The sequence below is a fragment of the Cecembia calidifontis genome, from assembly GCF_004216715.1.
Classification (GTDB): Bacteria; Bacteroidota; Bacteroidia; order Cytophagales; family Cyclobacteriaceae; genus Cecembia_A; species Cecembia_A calidifontis.
Window position 1 is genome coordinate 4,336,006 of record NZ_SGXG01000001.1, and the last position, 20,598, is coordinate 4,356,603.

Consider the following 20,598-nt stretch of genomic DNA (forward strand, 5'->3'; position numbering starts at 1 on the left):
CAAAAAGTATGCACCTTAAAGCCGAAGATTTATCCTCAATGGAAATTGAATTTGACTCTGGGGTGGTCCCCCCACCCTACAGTCATATTTTTAAACTGAAAATCGGTTTTGGGGCAAAATCATTGGAAACTTCCCTTGATCTGATTTACACTGACAGGGAAGAACTTTCCGAAGAAGAGATTTTTGATGAAGGATTTTCTTTGGACGATGATTTCCACTTCAAAGGGGAAATCTCAAAAATCTGGGAAAAACCTTTGAAGGATTTGTACCTTAAATCAAAGTGGACCAGTACACTTATGGATGAAGAGGGAGGAATCAGTCTGATGGTAAAAGACCGTCAGGGTAAAACTTCAAGAGTTATTCCCCAGAATCAACAGGAATGGCAGATTTTTGCACAAGATTTGATCCAGGCCATTTATGAAACCAGTAAAAAAGAACTTCCCTTAAGCCTACGCTACCTCATCCGGACCCAATCAGGGGAAAAAATGATCCATTTGACTGTTAAATTTTCAATCAGAAAAGTGGAAATAAAATCAAATGGAAAGATCATTGATGGCGACTGGGACAAAACCAAAGAGCTGCTTTCTTATGTTTTTCTCCCGGATTACGATTACTCCAAGGCCAAGCAACAAGTCCCGAACCATCAAGGACATTTTATTGATTGTGGAGATGGCTATTGGCATGAATTGGGAAAAGGAGTCGTCAACATTGACAACTCCTTCGATGCAGTTTCCAAAATCAGGGAAGGCTTTCAAAAACTGGTTTGATCAAGGGGTGGCATTTTTGTAAAAATCCCTGACAAAAGCCAAGAGTTGATTTTCAGTCAGTTTATCAGAACTTTCAACAGAAAGCCACTTTCCGTTAAATGCCTTGTTCTCCCTCAACCTGTTTCTCATTTGGTCTTTTACTGTACCTGGACCAAAAAGCAGAATATCATCATAGCCCTGTAATTTGCCCTCCATCATTTTGAAATACTCATTGAGTTCGTTTTGGGTTATGTTGTTTTTTCGGTATTCGTTATTGGATGAATGTTCCGGATTGGGAGAAAACCTGGTTTTATCATCCGTTTCCCCTTCGTACCTTCTCATGGACTCATACGGGGAATCCACTGTTTCTAACAAAACCGCATCACCATTATTATAACCGATCAAATGGGCCTTGGAATGATCTATCCAAACGCCAACCTGTTTAAATGAATTTCTGTCCATAGTATTAGGTGTTTATAATTGAATTAATGTTTTTTGGATTCAGCTACGATTATATTTTCAATCCCTTTCAATAAGGCATCCGGATTAAAAGAAATGCTGTCTATTCCTTCATCCACCAAAAACTGTGCAAAGGCTGGATAATCACTTGGGGCTTGGCCACAAAGACCTATCTTCTTCCCTGTTTTTCTAGCAGTTTGGATCACAGAAGAAAGCATGGCCTTCACCGCTTTATTATTTTCATCAAATAAGTCAGATACGATGGCCGAATCCCTGTCAATTCCCAAAGTCAATTGGGTCAGGTCATTGGAACCGATGGAGAATCCATCAAAAATTTCAGCAAATTCCTCAGCCAGAATCACATTACTTGGTATTTCTGCCATCACATAGACTTCAAGTCCATTTTTTCCACGCTCCAGACCAAAAGTTTTCATGACATCCAATACTTTTTTACCCTCCTCGACTGTCCTGCAGAAAGGAATCATCAATTTTACATTGGTCAAACCCATTTCATCCCTCACCACCCGCATGGCTTCACATTCAAGGCCAAATCCCTCTTTATAAAGGGGATGATAATACCTCGATGCTCCCCTAAAACCAAGCATTGGGTTCTCTTCACCAGGTTCAAACCCTTTGCCCCCCATGAGTTGGGCATATTCATTGGTCTTAAAGTCACTCATCCGTACTATGACCTCTTTGGGATAAAAAGCTGCTGCCACCATGGCAATGTTTTCCGAAAGCTTTTCAACAAAATATTTCCTCTTATCCGCATAATGCTGCGTGATGGCCTCAATGGCTTTTTTGTCATTTGATTCAGGTAGTTCCTCGAATTTTACCAAGGCCATGGGATGGATCCTTATGCTGTTGCTGATGATGAACTCCATTCTAAGAAGGCCTACCCCTTGATTTGGGTAAAATGACAGGCGAAAAGCATTAAAAGGATCTGCCAAAATGAACATAGGCTTGGTTTTGGTAGCAGGAAGCTGTCCCAAATCAATCTCTTTAACCGTCCAATCCAGAATTCCATCATAGACCGAGCCCTCATCTCCTTCCAGGCAGGACACGGTAATCTCCTGGCCGTCCTTCAATTTGGCAGTGGCATCACCTGTCCCCACTATGGCATTGATGCCCAGTTCTCTTGCGACGATAGAAGCATGGCTGGTCCGCCCACCTTTGTTGGTAACAATACTGACCGCTTTTCTAAGCATGGCATTCCAATCCGGATTGGTAATATCAGCTACAATGATATCACCCTGCTTTACCTTACCTGCATCTGCTATAGAATGGACTATACAAACCCTTCCTGAAGCAATGGAACTGCCCACCGACTTACCTTTGACAATGGGGGCAGATTTCTTCCCAATAATTTTATACTCCTTAATTTTTACTCCCTCTTTGGCCCCATGGACAGTTTCAGGCCTTGCCTGAACAATAAAAATCTCACCGCTTTGCCCATCCTTGGCCCATTCAATATCCATGGGCAGGCCATAATGCTTTTCGATTTTCAGGCACCAGTCTGCCAATAATTCTACCTCTTCCAAATCAAGTGAAAAACTATTCCTTTCTGCAGTACTGGTTTTTATATTCTTCACAGGCCTCTCCGTTCCCTTGGAATACACCATTTTGTTCTCTTTTGCACCCAACTTTTTATAAATCACACTTTGGATGCCTTTTTCTATGGAAGGCTTAAAGGCGTAAAATTCATCAGGGTTGACCGCTCCCTGCACTAAATTTTCTCCTAAACCCCAAGCGCTTGTAATGTAAATGAAATTTCCAAAGCCCGACTCAGGATCAATGGTAAAAGCAACGCCCGCACTCCCAAGATCGGATCTCACCATTTTTTGCACCCCAACAGAAAGTGCTACATGCATGTGTTCAAACCCATTGTCCTCCCGGTATTTGATAGCACGGTCATTGAACAGGGACACATAGCATTTATGTATGGCTTCCAACAGTTGATCTGCTCCCTCTATATTCAAAAAACTATCATGCTGGCCTGCAAAACTTGCAGTAGGCAAATCTTCAGCTGTAGCAGAGCTCCTTACAGCCACAGAAATTGGACTGCCGTGTCCTAAGGCTTCATAAGCCTTTAAAAATTCCTTTTTCAGGTCTTCATTAAACTTTCCTTTAGAAACCAATTCCCTGCATTTCATTCCAATTTCAGCCAGATTGCTCAAGTCTTTGGAATGGAGCTGGGCCAAGGTGTCTTTTAATACATTTTCTAACTGATTATCTTTCAAAAACACCCTAAAAGCCTCTGCAGTAGTAGCAAAACCATCAGGAATATTGATCCCAAGGGAAGACAATTCAGCCATCATTTCTCCCAAAGAGGCATTTTTGCCCCCCACTTTGGCAATGTCCCTGTTTTTGATTTTGGAAAACGGAATTACAAATTGGCTCATATTGATGCTTTTGGTAGCGTAATCAAGTTATGGGAAATGACGGAAAAAAAATATGACGAAAATCATTAAATGAAATGATTTTTAAGTCTACCAATACCTTCCAAAAGCAATTCACTGCCACAAAACCTTAATTTGTCAAGAATCTGGGTTATTTTTGAAAAAAAATCAAAAAGTGGACATTCGGGCAATTGTAAATAAAATCAAAGAAAAGGGAAGAGTCAAAATCAAGGAAGGCCACGGAACCATCCTTGAGCTTATCAGTATGGAAGATTGGAATCCTGAAACTGACGATTTTGAAGGTATTTTCCTTTTTTATGATCTTTTTCAGATCAGGACTGTGGCCAAGCCATTTTCTGATGTATCATTGGACATCGTGGAATTTGCCACCAAACCCACTATTTATCACACCCCTGTCAACAACACCTTGAAAAACGGACCGATTGAGCATGGTAATGTGCGGTTCGCGGTATTGAAAAAAGAGTTTTGGAACAAACTATTGTTTGCTTACGCCCATCCCCTTATCCTTCAGTATTCCAAAATTCAGGAATTCGATTTCCAGACCGACGATTATTTCCCTTTGCTCAGTGCAGGGACAAAAGAATTGTTTTTGAGTCCCGAGGGGGATATCAAAATCCATAGATCATGAATTTCAGAGAACATTTAGAGCGTATAGACATATTCAAAAGGGTAGGAAAGATCGCTGATGAGATGGGCCTGGAAACCTACGTCGTCGGTGGCTATGTCAGAGACCTCATTTTAAAACGCCCCTGTAAGGACATCGACTTTGTTTGCGTTGGCTCTGGAATTGCCCTGGCCCAAAAAGTAGCAGACAGCTTTGAAGAGCATGTCCCCCTTTCGGTATTCAAAAATTTCGGTACCGCCAATATCCGTCTCGATGACTGGGAGGTAGAGTTTGTTGGGGCAAGAAAAGAATCCTACAGGCATGATTCCAGAAAACCAATCGTAGAAGACGGAACACTTCAGGAAGATCAGGAAAGGAGGGATTTTACCATCAATGCGATGGCCATTTCTGTCAATGCACATAATTTTGGTGAACTGATTGATCCTTTTGATGGCATGGGTGATATCAAGCGAAAAATCATCAAAACCCCTACCGATCCCATTATTACTTTCTCTGATGATCCATTACGGATGATGCGGGCCATCAGGTTTGCAGCACAGCTACATTTTGATATAGAGCCTGATACTTTTCTTGCCATCGTGCATGACGCACACAGGCTTCAGATTGTCTCAGCTGAAAGGATCATGGATGAGCTGAACAAAATCATCATGACCCCAAAGCCATCTTATGGGTTTAAATTGCTTTTTGTCAGCAAATTACTCCAACAGTTTTTTCCGGAACTGGTGGAGTTGCACGGAGTGGATTCGGTTGGTGATAAATCCCATAAGGACAACTTCTACCATACCCTTCAGGTTTTGGACAATATTTCCGCGATGACAGATAACCTTTGGTTACGCTGGGCAGCCATTATGCATGATATCGCAAAACCTGCCACGAAACGCTTCAACCCAAAGGTCGGCTGGACATTCCACGGCCACGAAGACAAGGGGGCCAGGATGGTTCCGGGCATTTTCAGAAGAATGAAATTGCCCATGGACGAACGTATGAAATATGTTCAGAAACTGGTCAGACTTCATTTAAGACCAATTGCATTGGTTTCAGACAAAGTAACCGATTCTGCCATCAGAAGATTGCTGTTCGATGCAGGAGATGATGTCAATGACCTGATGAAACTATGCAGAGCCGATATCACTTCCAAAAACAACAACAAAGTACAGCGCTTTCTGGCCAATTTCGACAAGGTTGAAAAGAAACTGGTGGAAGTGGAAGAAAAGGATCAGGTCCGAAACTTCCAACCCCCTGTTTCCGGGGAAGAAATAATGGAAATATTTGGTCTTCCCCCCTCCAGAATGGTTGGCGATTTGAAGGAAGAAATCAAAGAAGCCATCTTGGAAGGACAAATTCAGAACAATAAAGCTGAAGCTTTGGAACTATTGTATAAATTAGCCGATCAAAGAGGATTAAAAAAGCAACATTAATTACCCTTATGAATAAAATTACCCTAATTATTGCATTATCCCTATGTTTGGGAACAGTGGCATTTGCACAGCAAGAAAACACTGCCTCACAGGATCCTGAAAGCTTGAGAAGGAGAAACGAAGCCGATCAAAGGGTCTATCAGCTTGCCATGAGGTACAATGACCTTCCGGCAGCAAGAATAAAGCTCATGGAATTGATTGAACGCAATCCAACCAACAACCGGTACCCTGAACTTTTGGCTACCCTCTATTTCGAAGCAGGACAGTATGCCTCAGCAGCAGTAGCCTCCTTGGACTTGCTTGAAAGAAATGACCAAAGCATCACAGGACTGGAAATCGCTGCCTATTCCTTAGAACAATTGGGCGCTTTGGATAGAGCACTTCCTCACTTTGAAAGGCATTATTTATTGACAGGTACGCTCTTTTCCCTTTACAAATCCGCCTACCTCCAATATTCCCTCAACAGGGAAGAAGAAGCGCTGAATTCTGTAAATATGCTGATCAAAGACAGAAAGTCCACGGAAGAAATGGTAGGTTTCCCTACTTCCAGTAATGAAACTCAGGAAGTAAATATGAAAGCAGCTGCGCTCAACCTGAAGGGAATGATTTACATGGGACAAAAAAATAAAGTGGAAGCAGTAGAAGCTTTCCGTCAGGCGCTTGAACTCGTTCCTAACTTTGAACTTGCCCAAGAAAACCTGAAAGAAGCCCAGAAAATGTAAACCTACACAACATGGAGAACCACAGCATTCATGATTTGGCACTTTTCCTTGATACAGACTTGTATGTGTTGCCTGAAGAAAGAAAGCAGCTGATCCAAAATCTGGAAAAACAGCCTGCTCTTTCAGTAAAAAATACGGTTCAGGAAGTGGAAATCCGGGAAGAGGAAGAAAGTATCTCCATGGAATTTGAAGGTGGATTCGAAAAAGGGGTATTGATTGCTTATGAAGGTCAAACCCTTTCCCCCCACCTGAGTGAACTCCTTTTTAAAATCCTGAATGCTGTGGGCTGCTCTTTGAAGGATATTGCCCTATTAAGCAGTCCCCAAATTGAGGGGACAAATATGGAGATTATCCAAGCCTTAGGCCCTGAAAAAGTTATTGTGTTTGGAAACCTAAAGCACGACCTCATGGCTTCCAAAAGAAAAAATTATGAAATTCAAATACTGGAAGGGGTTGAATACCTGTTTGCAGATGAATTAAATGCCATCCATGACGATAAAAACCTAAAGATTTCTCTCTGGACACAATTGCAGGCCCTTTTCAATATTTCAAAAAAATAACATGAGCAATCCTATTAGCACACAGGCCATATGGCTGAAGCGGTTCAAATTGATCAGTATAATTGAAGGGTTTTCCTTTCTGATCTTGCTATTTGTAGCCATGCCATTGAAATATGTAATGGATATGCCTTTGGCGGTTACCTATGTGGGGTGGGCACATGGCATTCTTTTTATGATTTATATCTATGTCGTTTTTCCCACTGCAAGAAAATGTTCCTGGAATTTCAGCAAAACTTTTTTTGCATTGGTTGCATCCATCCTTCCCTTTGGGCCATTTGTTTTTGACCGATACTTGAGCAAAGAAGAGAAAAATATGACACACTAAGAGGAAAATTATGGCGCTGATCAGCAAGAAAAAAAAGATTTATCCCATTAGTGATACACTAAGGGAGTATCTCATCAAGTACGGGAGGGAAGTAGATTTTCCCATACACTATGCTGATTTGCTGCGTTATAGTTCATCCATCCCGCTGTATGATTACAAAGGAAACGATACCCTTTGGGAAACCGTACTCTATTCCGAATCTGACAGAGAAGAAATCCATTACAACGTCAAAAAGATTTACTCTCTCCTCAAGGCGGAAGGAGACATGTCCGTCATGCAGCACCTCTATGTGGACAGGATCGATCTTTGCGTCTACGGCAATACCCAGCCCTTTCGGGTAAGGATTGTCAACCGAATCAATGACAACTTCGATTATTTTTATGTAAAAAACGCAGATGCTTCCCGGGTATATGGCTTGGAATTGGAGCATTTGCTTTCCCCAAACCGGATCAATTATCTGGTTCACCAAAATACCCTTATTGAAGAACACATTGCAGGAATACCCGGGGAGCAGTTTATGCGCCAATATGTCAATGAAAATATCCAAAACCCCATAAGATTGGCTAAAGAATTTGTCAAATTCAATGAACGCTGCTTTGTCCGGCTTCTTGGTGACATGCACTCCTCCAACTTTGTGGTGGATATTACCCCTGATTTTGAGGAAATCCACTACCGCATCCGGGCCATTGATTTTGATCAGCAGTCTTATGAGGGAAAAAAATCCATATACCTTCCCCAATATTTCAAACAGAACAATGCCCTGATCCAATTGGGGATCAAACATATCACACCGGAGTCCATGCGGCAATATCAGAAAGAAGAAAGGGCCTTGATTGCCAACAGGCTGAAAAGTTCTCCCAAAGAAATCGAAGACCTATTGAGAAGCATGGAAAAAGATATCATTGCTCCAAAAGAAAATATTGATTCGTTAAAAAAAGAACTGGCCAAACACTATAAAAATGACAATTTCTTGGCTTGTGAAAATATGGGGCAGTTATTGAGGACCAGCCTTGAACAAGTGCTCAAAAAATAGTTAAAATCCCTCAGTCCCTCAGCATCAAAGAATTTTCAGCTCATTAAAAAAAATTGTCCCGCGCTACAAGCACGGGACAACTTAACCCAGATTGCAGCTTTTAGGGGTTAAAAAAGAAAATTTCGGGAAATTTTCTTTTTTTTAGCTCCGATTATCCGTACCCCCCTACGTGATTTTTTTTCTACGGGCTGTATAAGGCCATTTTTCGGTTTGTAGTACACAAGGGGTATTGCATCTTGGGGTTCAATACCAGTACTTTACACCATGTATTTCAAGTTCTCTTTACGTAAACATCCCGATACGGGAATACTCAGCGGATACTACCGGCTGGTGGAAAGTTACCGTAATGCGGACAACAGGGTGTGTCATCGCACTATCCTGAATATAGGTTTCATGGAGGATGCTGCACCCGAGCAGCTCAACAAAATACAGAAACACCTTACCGAGAAGTATGAGCAGAAGGCTTCTCTTTTTGACCTGGAGGAAGATCCAATCGTCAGACGCTATGTTGAAGACTTCTGGAATCGGATCGTATCTTCCAAGAAGCTGGATATCAAGTCGGAACAGCAGCTGTCACGGATGGTGGATATGGATACCATCCAGCACAGTAATGCCAGGGAAATAGGAGCTGAGAATATTGCTTTCCGGACATGGGAGAAGCTACAGCTTACACCTTTATTACTTTCGGCGGGATTCAGCGCCGAAGATGCCAGTCTTGCAGCCACACAGGTTGTATCCCGTGCGGTATACCCCGCTTCCGAACTCAAAACTGTCCGTTGGATAAAGGAAAACTCGGCAGTCTGTGAGCTTACGGGCTATGATATGGATAAAATAACCAAGGACAAGCTGTACAAAAGTGCGCTTGAGCTGTACAAAGTCAAAGATTCACTCGAAAAGCACCTTTCCAAACGTACCAATGAACTCTTTGATCTGCAGGATAAGATCATCCTTTATGACCTGACCAACACCTACTTTGAGGGAGAAAAGCCGAACAGTAAGCTGGCACAATACGGAAGGAGCAAGGAAAAAAGAAAAGATGCGAAACTTGTTGTGCTGGCACTGGTAGTGAATGTGGAAGGGTTTATCAAGTACTCCTCAATCCTGGAAGGAAACATAGCAGACTGCAACACACTTGCCGCAATGATTGAAAAGCTTTCCGTCCACACCTGTACAGGACCTGCGGTAGTGGTACTCGATGCGGGCATAGCCACCGAAGAAAACCTGCATCTTATCCGGAACAAAGGATACAGCTACCTCTGTGTAAGCAGGACAAAACTCAAGGATTATAGCTATGTGCCCGACAGGCTTACAACTCTGCTGGAAACAAAATCAAAGCAGAACATCAGACTCAGAGCCGTGTCCACAGAAAAAAACACAGACTATTATTTAGAAGTCAAAAGCCCTTCCAAAGAGAAGAAAGAGGAAGGTATGAAGCTACAGTTCGAAGAAAGGTTTGAACAGGAGCTGCAAAAAATACACCATGCCCTCAACAGCAAGGGAGGAGTCAAAAAAACCGATAAAGTCCACCAGCGCATCGGGAGGGCCAAAGAAAAGTATCCATCAGTCCAGTATTATTATGAGATCACTGTTGAAAGTGACCCTAAAACAGAACAGGCAACAGCAATGTCATGGAAGAAAAACCCGGAACGGGAGCAGGCAAAAACCGATAATCTGGGCGTCTATTTTTTACGGACAAACCTGAACGTGCAGGAGGAGTACATCATCTGGAATATCTATAACACTATCAGGGAAATAGAAAATGCCTTCCGTACCCTCAAAACCGACCTGGACCTCAGACCGATTTACCATAAAAATGATGATGCCGCCATGGCACATCTACATCTGGGAATCCTTGCATATTGGATAGTCAATACAGTAAGGTACCAGCTCAAACAGAATGGAATAAAAAGCTGCTGGCGTGAAATAGTAAGAGTAGGCAACACACAAAAGGTCATCACTACTTCAGGGAAAAACACCTATGACAAAATCATTACCACACGCAAGTGTACAGTTCCAAACAAAAACCTAAAAGAAATCTACGACATCCTTAAGGCCAAATATCAACCGTTTAAAAAAAGAAAATCCGTAGTACACAAACTTGAACTCAAAAAAACAGAAATACCCAAATTACAGCTACTTACAGGCGGATAGCTGCAATCTGGGTTAAACTTTAAACATTCAACTTTTAAACATTTCAACTTATTCCCCTCTCTCCCTCTCTAAATCCCTAAGTCGCTCAGTATGGTAGCCACCCAACAACCCAGCCATCAATAGAATCTGACATCCGCAGCAGGATTGAGCTTGCGATAGGCATCCACTGCTCTTTTATTCAGCTTGGTATTGAAACAGATCAACCTTTCTATACCCATTAGGCCTTGTATGGGACGAAGAGACCGTACATTGGTATTGGCGATATCCAGCTCTTGAAGGTTTGACAAAGACTCAAGTCCCCTTAAGACCTTGATGTTGGTGCCTGACACATTCAATACCCTCAGTTCACTCAATGATGAAAGTGACCTCAAATCCTCAATTCCTGTATTGGAAAGATCCAGTACCCTCAACTTTTTAAGGAAAGATAAGGCATTGATATCACTTACAGGTGCATTGGAAATTTTCAATTCCTCAAGGAGTTCCATGCCTCCCAACACCTGGATATCAGTCAATGGAACATCATGAACTTCCAGTCTTCTAAGATTATTGAAAATAAGAAGCGGCTGAAGATTGGAAATGGAAGACCTGCCAATTTTCAACTCAGGACTGGCAGTCCATTTGTGCAAGGTCTCACTGTCCGGTTGGAAATTCCCTCTTTCAAATTGATCAACAATTAAATTTCTCCAGGCATCCGTCAGGAGTTCCCACCACATGTTAAGGGCATCGGTCCTGTAGATGATGTTGATCTTGGGATTTGTCACCAAAAACTCAGGCACTTCCTCTTCGTCAATCCTGGACCGGTCTATATTCAAGTAAACCAACTCAGGCAAATCTTTGAGCGAAAGAAAATTTTCAATAGGGGAATTTTCAAAATTAAGATGTGTCAATCCCGACAAATTAGAAAGAGGAGAAAGATTTCTAATCTGACTGTTTCTACCGGAAATGGACACCAAAGTCTTCATATCGGATAAAGGAGCTAAGTCCTGAACCCCCGTATTATCAAAATTGAGATAGCTTATTTTCCTGAACTTGAGTACCGGCCCAAGGTTAGAGATCCTACTTCCTGAAAGGTTCAGGGAATCCATGGCTACCGTCGCAGAAAGATCTTCAACAGAAGGCACTGCTTTTGACAGCGCAGGATTGATTGCAATCAAAGTCTCCTTCCAGCCTTCTGCCAGACCATTCCACCAGGTCTGAAGATTTTCCACATGGTGGATTAGCAATACCCGCCTATTTCGCCTAGTGAACTCGTCTGCATTGGCTTCAGAAATCCTGGTTCTATCCGCATATACACGCTGCAGGGTGAATTTATCATTTAATGGGGTCAAATCGGCTACCTCTGTCTGATTGATATTTACCATCTTGAGTTGATTAAGTCCGGCAAGAGGACTAAGATCAACGATATTGGTTTCCTGCAAATTGATTTGCTCCAGATTCTTTAATTCAGCCAACATCTCCAAGTTGATCAGGTAATTGCCGCTGATATCCAAATGTGTAAGATTTTCAAGCTCAACAATATTTTCTATATTATTGAATCCACTTCTACTCAGGTTAAGGTTTCTTAATGCTTCAAAAGAATTAAGCACCCCAAAACTTGAAATAGGAGTATTGACGACTTCCAAGGTATGGAGCTGTTTGAGGTTGCCGAGTTCACTGATATCCCTAATTTGGGTACCTGAAATGTTCAGATGAACAAGTCTATCTGAATATTTAATAAACTGAATGTCCTGCGTAGGTGTATTGGCAATATTGAGATAAGTTAGAAATGTAATATTGCTGATAGGACTAAGCTCCTGAATATTGGTATTGGAAATATCAAGATATTTAAGCTCCCTAAGAGCATCAATGGCATCGAGATCCTGAACAAAGGCATTGCCCGAAAGGTTGATGCTATCTATAGCACTTATTTTATAAAGGTCGTCCAAGGAAACAGAATCTGTATCACTCAAACCGATTTTCTTTCTAAAATAGTTTTCCCAGGTGTAAGACAGGTTTTTCCACCAATCCTTCAACTCCTTATCCCTGCTCAGTTTGGTGGTATAAATGCTGGCAATTTTCAGTTCATTGGATCTTTTGTCCACATTGACCTCAACAAACCTTGGTTTGGTATTGCTGATTTTTTCTTTGTTAAGTCCAATGGCTGTCAAGGTCCTGTCCATGGAAACCAAAAAGGAGAGCTCTCCATTGTCCCTCGCAAAAGGTTTGATTTCCCTCACTTTGAATTTAAAATTGGCATCTTTGAAAAAAAACTCAATGTCCTTCATGTATGCCGTAATATCTTTGTTGGTAATGACCTTTCTGTCCAACAGCAGGTCATCTTCCACCTGGACTTTTTCGTCCCTGAAAATCTTTTTGTAGGATTCCCGGATAATGACATCTTTGTCCCGGGCAGGGGTATCCTGACTGCCGAGCGTGTTTAAAAAATACTCTAAAAACCTGATTTGGTCCTCTACTTTGGAAGAGAGGTCCTTGATTTCCTGCTTGGAATATCCTGCTACCTCTTGGGCCAAGCCTAGATGGCTTTGGCCAAGAAAAACAGCGAGAAGGAATAAAAAAAGAGGTTTATTTCTGATCATAGATGTATCTCAATAAGGTTTCCTTATCTCCGGGATTGAGTTTTACCAAATTGCTTATCAACCATCCTGTATTGAAACCAGGACGATTAAATTGATTGAGTTCAAAATACCAATTGTTAATCTGGAAGAAATGGAATTTTACATCCGATATGGTTTCAAACCTGATATTGCCACGCTTCATTTCATACAAAAAAAGCGTCAGGTAATCCGGCTGGTATTCCTTGGGAGTAAAAGCTTCCGGCGTATCCGAATCCTGGAAAGCTTTTCTAAGGTTCATAAAGCCCAACTCATGGCTTAAAGGATGAAGAAAACCTTTATTTTCTCCTTCCGGTTTGTTGAAAATGTCTTTGAATGGCTGGAAAATCACCTTATCAATTACCCATTCATAACCCAAACCTTCCGGCTGGATTTTTAGAAAAAGCGTTACATTTTCTCTTTTTCCTCTGTAAGTGAAAATGGATTGTACTTCAGCAAACCATCCTTCCCTATGGAAATTGATATACTGGGGCATTACTTCTGAAAGCACCTCAGCCATAAATTCTCTTTTGAGGTCATTGGAAATACCTGAAGTTTCATTATCAAAAAGAATGCTGATAAACTTGCCCCGAAGTTCTCTATCCCTATATAGGGGATCACCGCTATAATAACGTTGGCTACCGTCAACACTTTCTTCAGCATTGAACCTTCTGAAAAATTGGTTAACCTGTTTGGTGGAAGCAGCGAACCTTCCATCGTCCTTAGGGGAACCGGGGCTGTACAAACCCTGCCCCGGAGCCATCTCTAAGGATAAGATCAATAAGAGTACTGATACTATTAATTTTCTCATGCGGAGGTTTCAGTCACGCGGATATCACCCAACATCACATCCCAGAACTCAATGGTTCTACCGGCAATCTGAGTTTGTTTTTTCTCCACGTAAATGGTGATGTCTTTTTTGGTTGTATCTCTGTAATTCAAACCTGATTCAAGAGAAGTTCCTTCAAATCTTTGGTAAACAGTTACCACTCCTACATAACGGCCATCAGGCTGTCTTTCCAAATCGGAAATGTAGTGGATATCATACCAGGTGATGTTCACTCTGTCATAGTTAAGCGCCATCAGCCTTTCGAAATACCTTCTAACTTTGTAGTAAGCGATTTCTTTTCTGTTCAAGGAAGAAACCCCCATTTCAGCACCAGGAGCGAAAAGCTCTTCAGCACGGTCCATTACTCGATTTGCCTCAGAAAACTGTGTTTCTTTGCTACCAATGATGCTGATATATTTACTCAAATCCTTAACTTTTTCCAAAGCAAGGGAGTCGATAGCCTGCTTTCTAGCTGGGCTGATATTGTCTGATTGCGCTACTGACACTGCTGCAGTGGCCAAAAACAGCATCAGAAATAGTGAGATATATTTTTTCATAATGATTAAGATTTCTGCAGATTATTTTTTACGACGAAGTTCCAATTCGGTTACCCTACCATTACCATCTAACCTGATGTCACTGATAAAGTTTAGATTCTTTTTAGTATCCTTCAGGTAGTGAAGGTACTTTTCAATGGTGGTAGGCTCATCATAGTCCTTGATACCATTTTCCTCGTGGATGACAATCAACACCGGAGTTTGCGGATTGGAGAACATACCCAAAGCTTCATTGATAGTCCTGTTAGCAGCATCAACGTTAGTGGACTGAGCAATGCTGTTGAAATAATTTTCCAATTTACCTACGGCAACCTCTTCAGCAGAAGGCTTAGGAGCAGCAGGAGGTGGAGTTGGAGCAGGCTGTTCTACCGGAGCTGGCGCTGGTGCAGGTGCCACTTTCTTTTTACTTTTACAAGCTCCCATGGCCAATAGACCGAAAAGAGCCAAAGTAAGCAGGGTGCTTACAGGTGATTGAATTGTTCTTCTTTTCATTTTTGGTTTAATAAATTGTTTGTTTTTTCTCTGACTTAGTCCGCATTGTACAAAAAGCATTCCATAGAAGTAATTCCCATGTTTTTTTAGGATTTTTTTATAAACCCTCTGCTCCTTGCAGCAATTGTCGGAAATAATTGCTCAAATGTATAGCAAAATAATTACACTTTATACAAGGTAATTTGCAGGAAAATAAAATTTATTTTCCCAATAAAAAAGGCCTGATTTTTTTTCATTCAGGCCTTTTATTTAAATGGGTTGTTTTTTAATCAAACAACTCCTTCAATTTATTTTCCAAAGAAGGCCCTCGGAGATCCTTTGCAATAATTTTACCCTCCGGATCAAGCATATAGGTGGCAGGTATGGCGTTGATCTGATAGGTGGCCGCTGCCACGGAATTGAAGTATTTCAGATCTGAAACATGGGTCCAGGTCAGGTGGTCATCCTCAATGGCCTTAACCCAAGCTTCATGCGTCCTGTCCAGTGATACCCCAAATACCTCAAAACCTTTGTCCTTATATTGATTGTAAAGCCTTACCACATTTGGGTTTTCTTCCCTACAAGGCCTGCACCAAGCTGCCCAGAAATCTATCAGCACATATTTTCCCCTAAGATCAGAAAGGTTCACAATTTTTCCGGAAGGATCAGGAAGAGAAATTTCAGGTGCCACCTGCCCCACGGACAATGCCCTCATCTCATCCAATTGAACCATCAGATTCTGCACGGTCTTAAATCCGGGATATTTTTGGTTCATCTTGGTAACAAGTTCATCCATAAACTGGAAATCCTTTTTGGGATTGATCATGGGAAGGGCTGCCAAAGCAGCAAAGCTTCCGTTCATATTTCCTACAAGCTCTTTGACTTTTTCACCGAGATCGGATTCCAGATTCATTGCCCTCAGCTGTATGTCCCTGATCTTATCCTGATCTCTTGCACTCATGGCCTCAAAATATTCGTTGTTAAGTCCATTGATGCTTTCTTCATATTCTTTCATCAGGGCTTCAATCTGAAGCATATACTGGGAGTCCTGAGATCCTTTCAATACAAGACTACCTTCATCAGAAAAATCGTAGATCAGCTCCACATCTTCATCATACAAGGCCAATCTGACCTCTTTCTTATCCATCAGATTGAGCATGTAAAAACCAGGACCTTCCAAAGTCAACTTATATTCAAATTTACCATTGGAGGAAGGAATGATTTCAGCTATCGTTGCGGACATTTCATCATTGAGGGCAGAAAGGACAATCTTACCTTCAGGCATATGGCTGAGCTTTCCCGAGATCACAACTTCTCCATCAAACTCCTTTTTGCCAACCCCTCCGCAGGAAATAAGGAGCAGCGAAAAAGAAAATACAAACAGTACTTTAGAAAGATTTTTCATATCAATTATCCAATAGTTCGGTCAATATTTTTGTAGCCACTTTAGGGTCGGCTTTGCCTTGTGATTTTTTCATCACTTGCCCCATAAACATCCCCATCAAACCTTTTTTCCCGGATTTGTACTCAGCTACTTTAGCAGGGTTTTCAGCCAAAACACTTTCTACAAATGGCTTAATGCTGTCCTCATCACTTTCTTGGATCAGGTTCTGGGCCTGGGCTATTTCTAAAGGTGTTTTTAACCTGTCTTCCAAAAGAATAGGATAAATTTTCTGGGAAGCAACGGAAAAACTCACCTTGCCCTGATCAACCAAGTCTATCAACTCTGCCAAACGTCTCGGTCCAATCGGGAAATCTGCAATGTGTAAGGTAAGTTCATTCAAATAGGATTTGACAGGCCCCATCATCCAGTTGGAAGCAGCCTTGTAATTGTTGGTCAAGCTGCAAAGCTCCTCAAAATACAAGGCAATCTCCTTACTGTCTGTCAAGACCCCAGCATCATATTCCGGCAAACCATATTCACGTACAAACTTATTGTAAAGTTGTCTTGGCAGTGCTGGCATGGATTCCTTGACACTGGACAGCCATTCTTCGGAAATAATCACCGGACTAAGATCAGGTTCCGGGAAATACCTGTAGTCATTTAGGTCTTCCTTGGTCCTCATTCCGGAAGTAGTCCCTGTGGTAGCATCAAATGTCCTTGTTTCGGAAATAATCTCAACGCCTGCCTCAATCAGTTCTATCTGCCGCTCAAATTCATGCTCAATGGCCCTGGCCACATTGCGGAAGGAGTTCATATTTTTGACCTCTACCTTTTTACCGTACTCCTTGGCGCCTTTTAGCCTTACGGAAATATTGGCATCACAACGTAAAGACCCCTCTTCCATATTCCCATCGCAGATTTCCAGGTACCTGACCAGTTTTTTGATCTCCACCAAGTAAGCGTAAGCCTCGTCAGAAGAACGGATATCCGGTTCAGAAACGATTTCTATCAAAGGAACCCCTGCCCTGTTGAAATCCACCAAGGTATCCACCTCACCTGCCAGGTGCATGGATTTACCTGCATCTTCCTCCATATGAATTCTGGTCAGGGCAATGGATTTTTGAGAGCCATCCGGCAAGGTAATAGGTACCTCTCCACCTACGCAGATTGGCCCTTTGTCTTGGGTAATCTGATATCCCTTCGGAAGATCAGGGTAGAAATAGTTTTTTCGGGCAAAAATGTTGGTCCTGGTGATATTGGAGTTACAGGCCAAACCCATCTTCATGGCATATTCCACTGCCTTTCTGTTTACCTTGGGCAAGGTACCAGGATGGCCTAAAGTGATTACAGATACCTGCGTATTGGGAAGATTACCAAATTCTGTGGAGTCGGCAGCATACATTTTGCTCTGGGTAAGCAATTGGGCATGGACCTCAAGACCAACCACCAACTCGTATTTATTTTTAATTTCTGCAGAAAGCATTGTGTTGATTTTTACTTCTTGGTTTCCAAAAATGGGTTCAAATTCAGGTAAAACCAAATTTGAACCCATTATTCTATCATTTCCCGGAGAACATCGCCTTGGCTTTTTCTATCACCAAAGGCAATCCTTCAATATTTTTACCCCCGGCTGTTGCAAAGAAGGGCTGTCCCCCTCCCCCTCCTTGGATTTCTTTAGCCAGTTCCCTGACCAGGTTGCCGGCATTCAAGCCTTTTGAACTTACCAGTTCTTCATTGATGACAACCGCAACCTGGGGCTTGCCCTCTATCTCCGCTGCAATCACGGCCAATACGTGACTGACTTCATTTTTAAGCTCAAAAGAAAGCTTCTTTAATGCATCAGCGGATGGCAATTTCACCTGTTCGATAATCAGATTGATCCCATCTACCGTTTTTACTTTTTGAAGCAACTCGGATTTCAAAGCAACTGCCTGCTGTAGGTGTAAGGCTTCTATTTCCTTTTTCAGTTCATTCCTCTCCTGAATCAAAGCCTCTACTGCCTTTTTAAGGTCCTTAGGGCTTTTCAACAATTCCTGGATTTCTTTTACGAGATCCAGGTGGCTTTGGATATATTCTTCAGCAGCTTTGGCGGTAATGGCCTCAATTCTTCTCACTCCTGCTGAAATAGAACCCTCAGAAACTATCTTAAACAGACCGATATTCCCGGTAGCGGGCACGTGGGTACCCCCGCAAAGTTCAACCGAGAAGTTTATATCAAAAGTGATCACCCGAACGAAATCCCCGTATTTCTCACCAAACAGGGCAGTTGCCCCTTGTTTTTTGGCCTCTTCAATAGGAACATTTCTTTGCTCTCCCAAAGGAATATTTTCCCTGATCTTTGAATTTACGATACGTTCCACCCTTGCGATTTCCTCTTCACTCATCTTTGCGAAATGGGAAAAGTCAAAACGCAAAAGTTCATCATTGACAAAAGAACCTTTTTGCTGCACATGGTCACCCAATACCTCTTTTAAGGCCGCATGAAGCAAATGGGTGGCGCTGTGGTTGTTCATAGTCAACAGGCGCTTTTCTTCATTGACTTGGGCATGAAACACAGCCTGTGGATTGGCAGGGATTTGGTCCACGAAATGCACAATCAGGTCATTTTCTTTTTTGGTATCCAATACCTGAATTCTTCCTTCGTCACTTTGAAGCCAACCCTGATCTCCAACCTGCCCACCGCTCTCCGCATAAAAAGGCGTCCTGTCCAAAACCAGCTGGAACCTGTCCCCTTTTTTATCCTTGATCTGCCTGTATTTGATGATCCTACTTTGGCTGCTGAGGTAATCATACCCTACAAACTCCACTCCTTCTTCTTCATTGACAATGACCCAGTCACCGGTTTCCTGCTCTGCAGCGGCTCTCGACCTGTTTTTCTGAACCTCCATTTCCCGGGCAAAACCTTTTTCATCTACCGAAAAGCCGTTTTCCCTCGCGATCAGGGAAGTCAGATCCAATGGAAAACCATAAGTATCGTACAACTCAAATGCAGTTTTTCCGTCAATTACCTTTTCACCACTTTGGGTGAGATCGGCTTTGATCTGATCCAGTTTTTTGAGCCCATTATCCAAAGTTCTTAAGAAAGAAGCCTCTTCTTCCATGATGACCTTGGCAATAAATTCCTGCTGGGCAGCTACTTCAGGGAAGATGTCCCCAAAATTTTTGGCCAAAAGGGGCAACAATTCATAGAGGAAGGGTTTGTGAAATCCCAAGAAAGTATAGCCATAACGAACAGCTCTCCTTAGAATCCTCCTGATTACATAACCGGCTTTGTTGTTGGAAGGAAGCTGACCGTCAGCAATGGTAAATGCTATGGCCCTGATATGGTCCACAATTACACGCATCGCAATATCAACCTTCTCATCTTCCCCATATTTTTTTCCCGATTTTTCTTCCACAGCCTGAATAAATGGCATGAAAACATCGGTATCGTAATTGGAAGATTTGTTCTGAATTGCCCTTACCAGCCTTTCAAAGCCCATCCCGGTGTCTACATGCTTGGCTGGAAGTTCTTTTAAGCTGCCATCTGCCAGGCGGTTATACTGCATAAAAACCAAGTTCCAGATCTCAATTACCTGGGGATGGTCATTGTTGACAAGATCATATCCACTTACCTTGCTACGCTCGGCATCGGACCTTAAATCGATATGGATTTCTGAGCAAGGCCCGCAAGGTCCCGTATCGCCCATTTCCCAGAAATTATCCTTTTTGCTTCCAAAAAGAATCCTGTCAGCCGGAACAATTTGGTTCCAGATTTCAAAAGCCTCCGTATCTTTTTCAAGTTGGTCTCCTGCATCTCCCCCAAAAACCGATACATAAAGTCTGTCTTTGGGCAGCTTGTATACCTCGGTCAGCAATTCCCAGGCCCATTCTATGGCTTCTTTCTTAAAATAGTCCCCAAAAGACCAGTTGCCCAACATTTCAAACATGGTATGGTGGTAAGTGTCCACCCCTACTTCTTCCAGGTCATTGTGCTTCCCGGATACCCTCAGACATTTTTGGCTATTGGCCACCCTGCTGAATTTTGGCGTTTCATTGCCCAGGAAATAATCCTTAAACTGATTCATCCCTGCATTGGTAAACATCAGGGTGGGATCGTTTTTGACCACTATCGGAGAAGAAGGAACAAATTGATGTTGCTTTGATTGGAAAAACTCAATAAAAGTACTTCTGATTTTTTTTGCTTCCATGTAAGCTTTTGAGAATGTTCGGATTATTTAATTTAATTGCTATCTTTGCTGCTCTTCGAGAATTAATCACCCAAAGCCCGTTAAGGGCTACAAAATTAGAAGAATTACCCTTCAAAT

At 42.1% G+C, this 20,598-nt stretch carries 17 protein-coding genes; 8 read left to right on the forward strand and 9 right to left on the reverse strand.

Translation table 11 applies throughout. The annotated features are described in order from the left end of the window. Positions 1 to 8 precede the first annotated feature (8 nt). Positions 9 to 767, forward strand: coding sequence for a hypothetical protein (locus BC751_RS18765; RefSeq protein ID WP_130276961.1), 759 nt, complete (start codon positions 9 to 11; stop codon positions 765 to 767). Here the strand turns inward: BC751_RS18765 and BC751_RS18770 are convergent, their stop codons facing one another. Beyond that, positions 768 to 1,208, reverse strand: coding sequence for a hypothetical protein (locus BC751_RS18770; protein WP_130276962.1), 441 nt, complete (start codon positions 1,206 to 1,208; stop codon positions 768 to 770). 23 nt (positions 1,209 to 1,231) lie between these two features. Next, entirely contained in the window at positions 1,232 to 3,607 is a 2,376-nt protein-coding gene (gene ppsA, locus BC751_RS18775) for a phosphoenolpyruvate synthase (protein WP_130276963.1), read from the reverse strand. Between the two features lie 172 nt (positions 3,608 to 3,779). On the opposite strand from ppsA, the gene BC751_RS18780 reads away from it, so the two are divergent. From BC751_RS18780 to BC751_RS18810, 7 genes are all read left to right on the forward strand, one after another. Beyond that, a complete protein-coding gene (locus tag BC751_RS18780) occupies positions 3,780 to 4,253 on the forward strand; it encodes a hypothetical protein (RefSeq protein ID WP_130276964.1) in 474 nt (157 codons plus the stop codon). Next, a complete protein-coding gene (locus tag BC751_RS18785) occupies positions 4,250 to 5,668 on the forward strand; it encodes a CCA tRNA nucleotidyltransferase (RefSeq protein WP_130276965.1) in 1,419 nt (472 codons plus the stop codon). Before BC751_RS18780 ends, BC751_RS18785 begins: the two co-directional genes overlap by 4 nt. A gap of 8 nt (positions 5,669 to 5,676) precedes the next feature. Continuing rightward, on the forward strand, positions 5,677 to 6,390 hold the full coding sequence (locus BC751_RS18790) for a tetratricopeptide repeat protein (protein ID WP_130276966.1): 714 nt from the start codon (positions 5,677 to 5,679) through the stop codon (positions 6,388 to 6,390). An 11-nt stretch (positions 6,391 to 6,401) separates the two neighbouring features. Further along, a complete protein-coding gene (locus tag BC751_RS18795; protein WP_130276967.1) occupies positions 6,402 to 6,950 on the forward strand; it encodes a hypothetical protein in 549 nt (182 codons plus the stop codon). Between the two features lies 1 nt (position 6,951). After that, on the forward strand, positions 6,952 to 7,275 hold the full coding sequence (locus BC751_RS18800) for a DUF3817 domain-containing protein (RefSeq protein WP_130276968.1): 324 nt from the start codon (positions 6,952 to 6,954) through the stop codon (positions 7,273 to 7,275). 10 nt (positions 7,276 to 7,285) lie between these two features. After that, positions 7,286 to 8,308 (forward strand): hypothetical protein, encoded by a 1,023-nt coding sequence (locus BC751_RS18805; protein ID WP_130276969.1) that lies wholly within the window; start codon positions 7,286 to 7,288, stop codon positions 8,306 to 8,308. A 264-nt stretch (positions 8,309 to 8,572) separates the two neighbouring features. Continuing rightward, positions 8,573 to 10,459, forward strand: coding sequence for an IS1634 family transposase (locus BC751_RS18810; RefSeq protein ID WP_242617319.1), 1,887 nt, complete (start codon positions 8,573 to 8,575; stop codon positions 10,457 to 10,459). A gap of 116 nt (positions 10,460 to 10,575) precedes the next feature. Here the strand turns inward: BC751_RS18810 and BC751_RS18815 are convergent, their stop codons facing one another. The 7 genes from BC751_RS18815 to alaS all read right to left on the reverse strand — a co-directional run bounded on the left by BC751_RS18815 (position 10,576) and on the right by alaS (position 20,481). Next, positions 10,576 to 13,035 carry a leucine-rich repeat domain-containing protein gene (locus BC751_RS18815; protein ID WP_130276970.1) on the reverse strand — a complete coding sequence of 820 codons (2,460 nt, stop codon included), beginning with the start codon at positions 13,033 to 13,035 and terminating at the stop codon, positions 10,576 to 10,578. Further along, positions 13,022 to 13,861, reverse strand: a complete 840-nt coding sequence (locus BC751_RS18820) for a hypothetical protein (protein ID WP_130276971.1) — start codon at positions 13,859 to 13,861, stop codon at positions 13,022 to 13,024. The genes BC751_RS18815 and BC751_RS18820 overlap by 14 nt, the downstream gene beginning before the upstream one ends. Then, positions 13,858 to 14,436: a hypothetical protein gene (locus BC751_RS18825; protein WP_130276972.1), complete on the reverse strand. Its 579-nt coding sequence runs from the start codon at positions 14,434 to 14,436 to the stop codon at positions 13,858 to 13,860. Before BC751_RS18825 ends, BC751_RS18820 begins: the two co-directional genes overlap by 4 nt. A gap of 21 nt (positions 14,437 to 14,457) precedes the next feature. Continuing rightward, a complete protein-coding gene (locus BC751_RS18830) occupies positions 14,458 to 14,928 on the reverse strand; it encodes a nucleoid-structuring protein H-NS (protein WP_130276973.1) in 471 nt (156 codons plus the stop codon). A 265-nt stretch (positions 14,929 to 15,193) separates the two neighbouring features. Beyond that, entirely contained in the window at positions 15,194 to 16,312 is a 1,119-nt protein-coding gene (locus BC751_RS18835) for a TlpA disulfide reductase family protein (protein ID WP_130276974.1), read from the reverse strand. Position 16,313: 1 nt separating this feature from the next. Continuing rightward, positions 16,314 to 17,774 (reverse strand): Asp-tRNA(Asn)/Glu-tRNA(Gln) amidotransferase subunit GatB, encoded by a 1,461-nt coding sequence (gatB, locus tag BC751_RS18840; RefSeq protein ID WP_130277645.1) that lies wholly within the window; start codon positions 17,772 to 17,774, stop codon positions 16,314 to 16,316. Between the two features lie 76 nt (positions 17,775 to 17,850). Then, a complete protein-coding gene (gene alaS / locus BC751_RS18845) occupies positions 17,851 to 20,481 on the reverse strand; it encodes an alanine--tRNA ligase (RefSeq protein WP_130276975.1) in 2,631 nt (876 codons plus the stop codon). Positions 20,482 to 20,598: the final 117 nt, after the last annotated feature.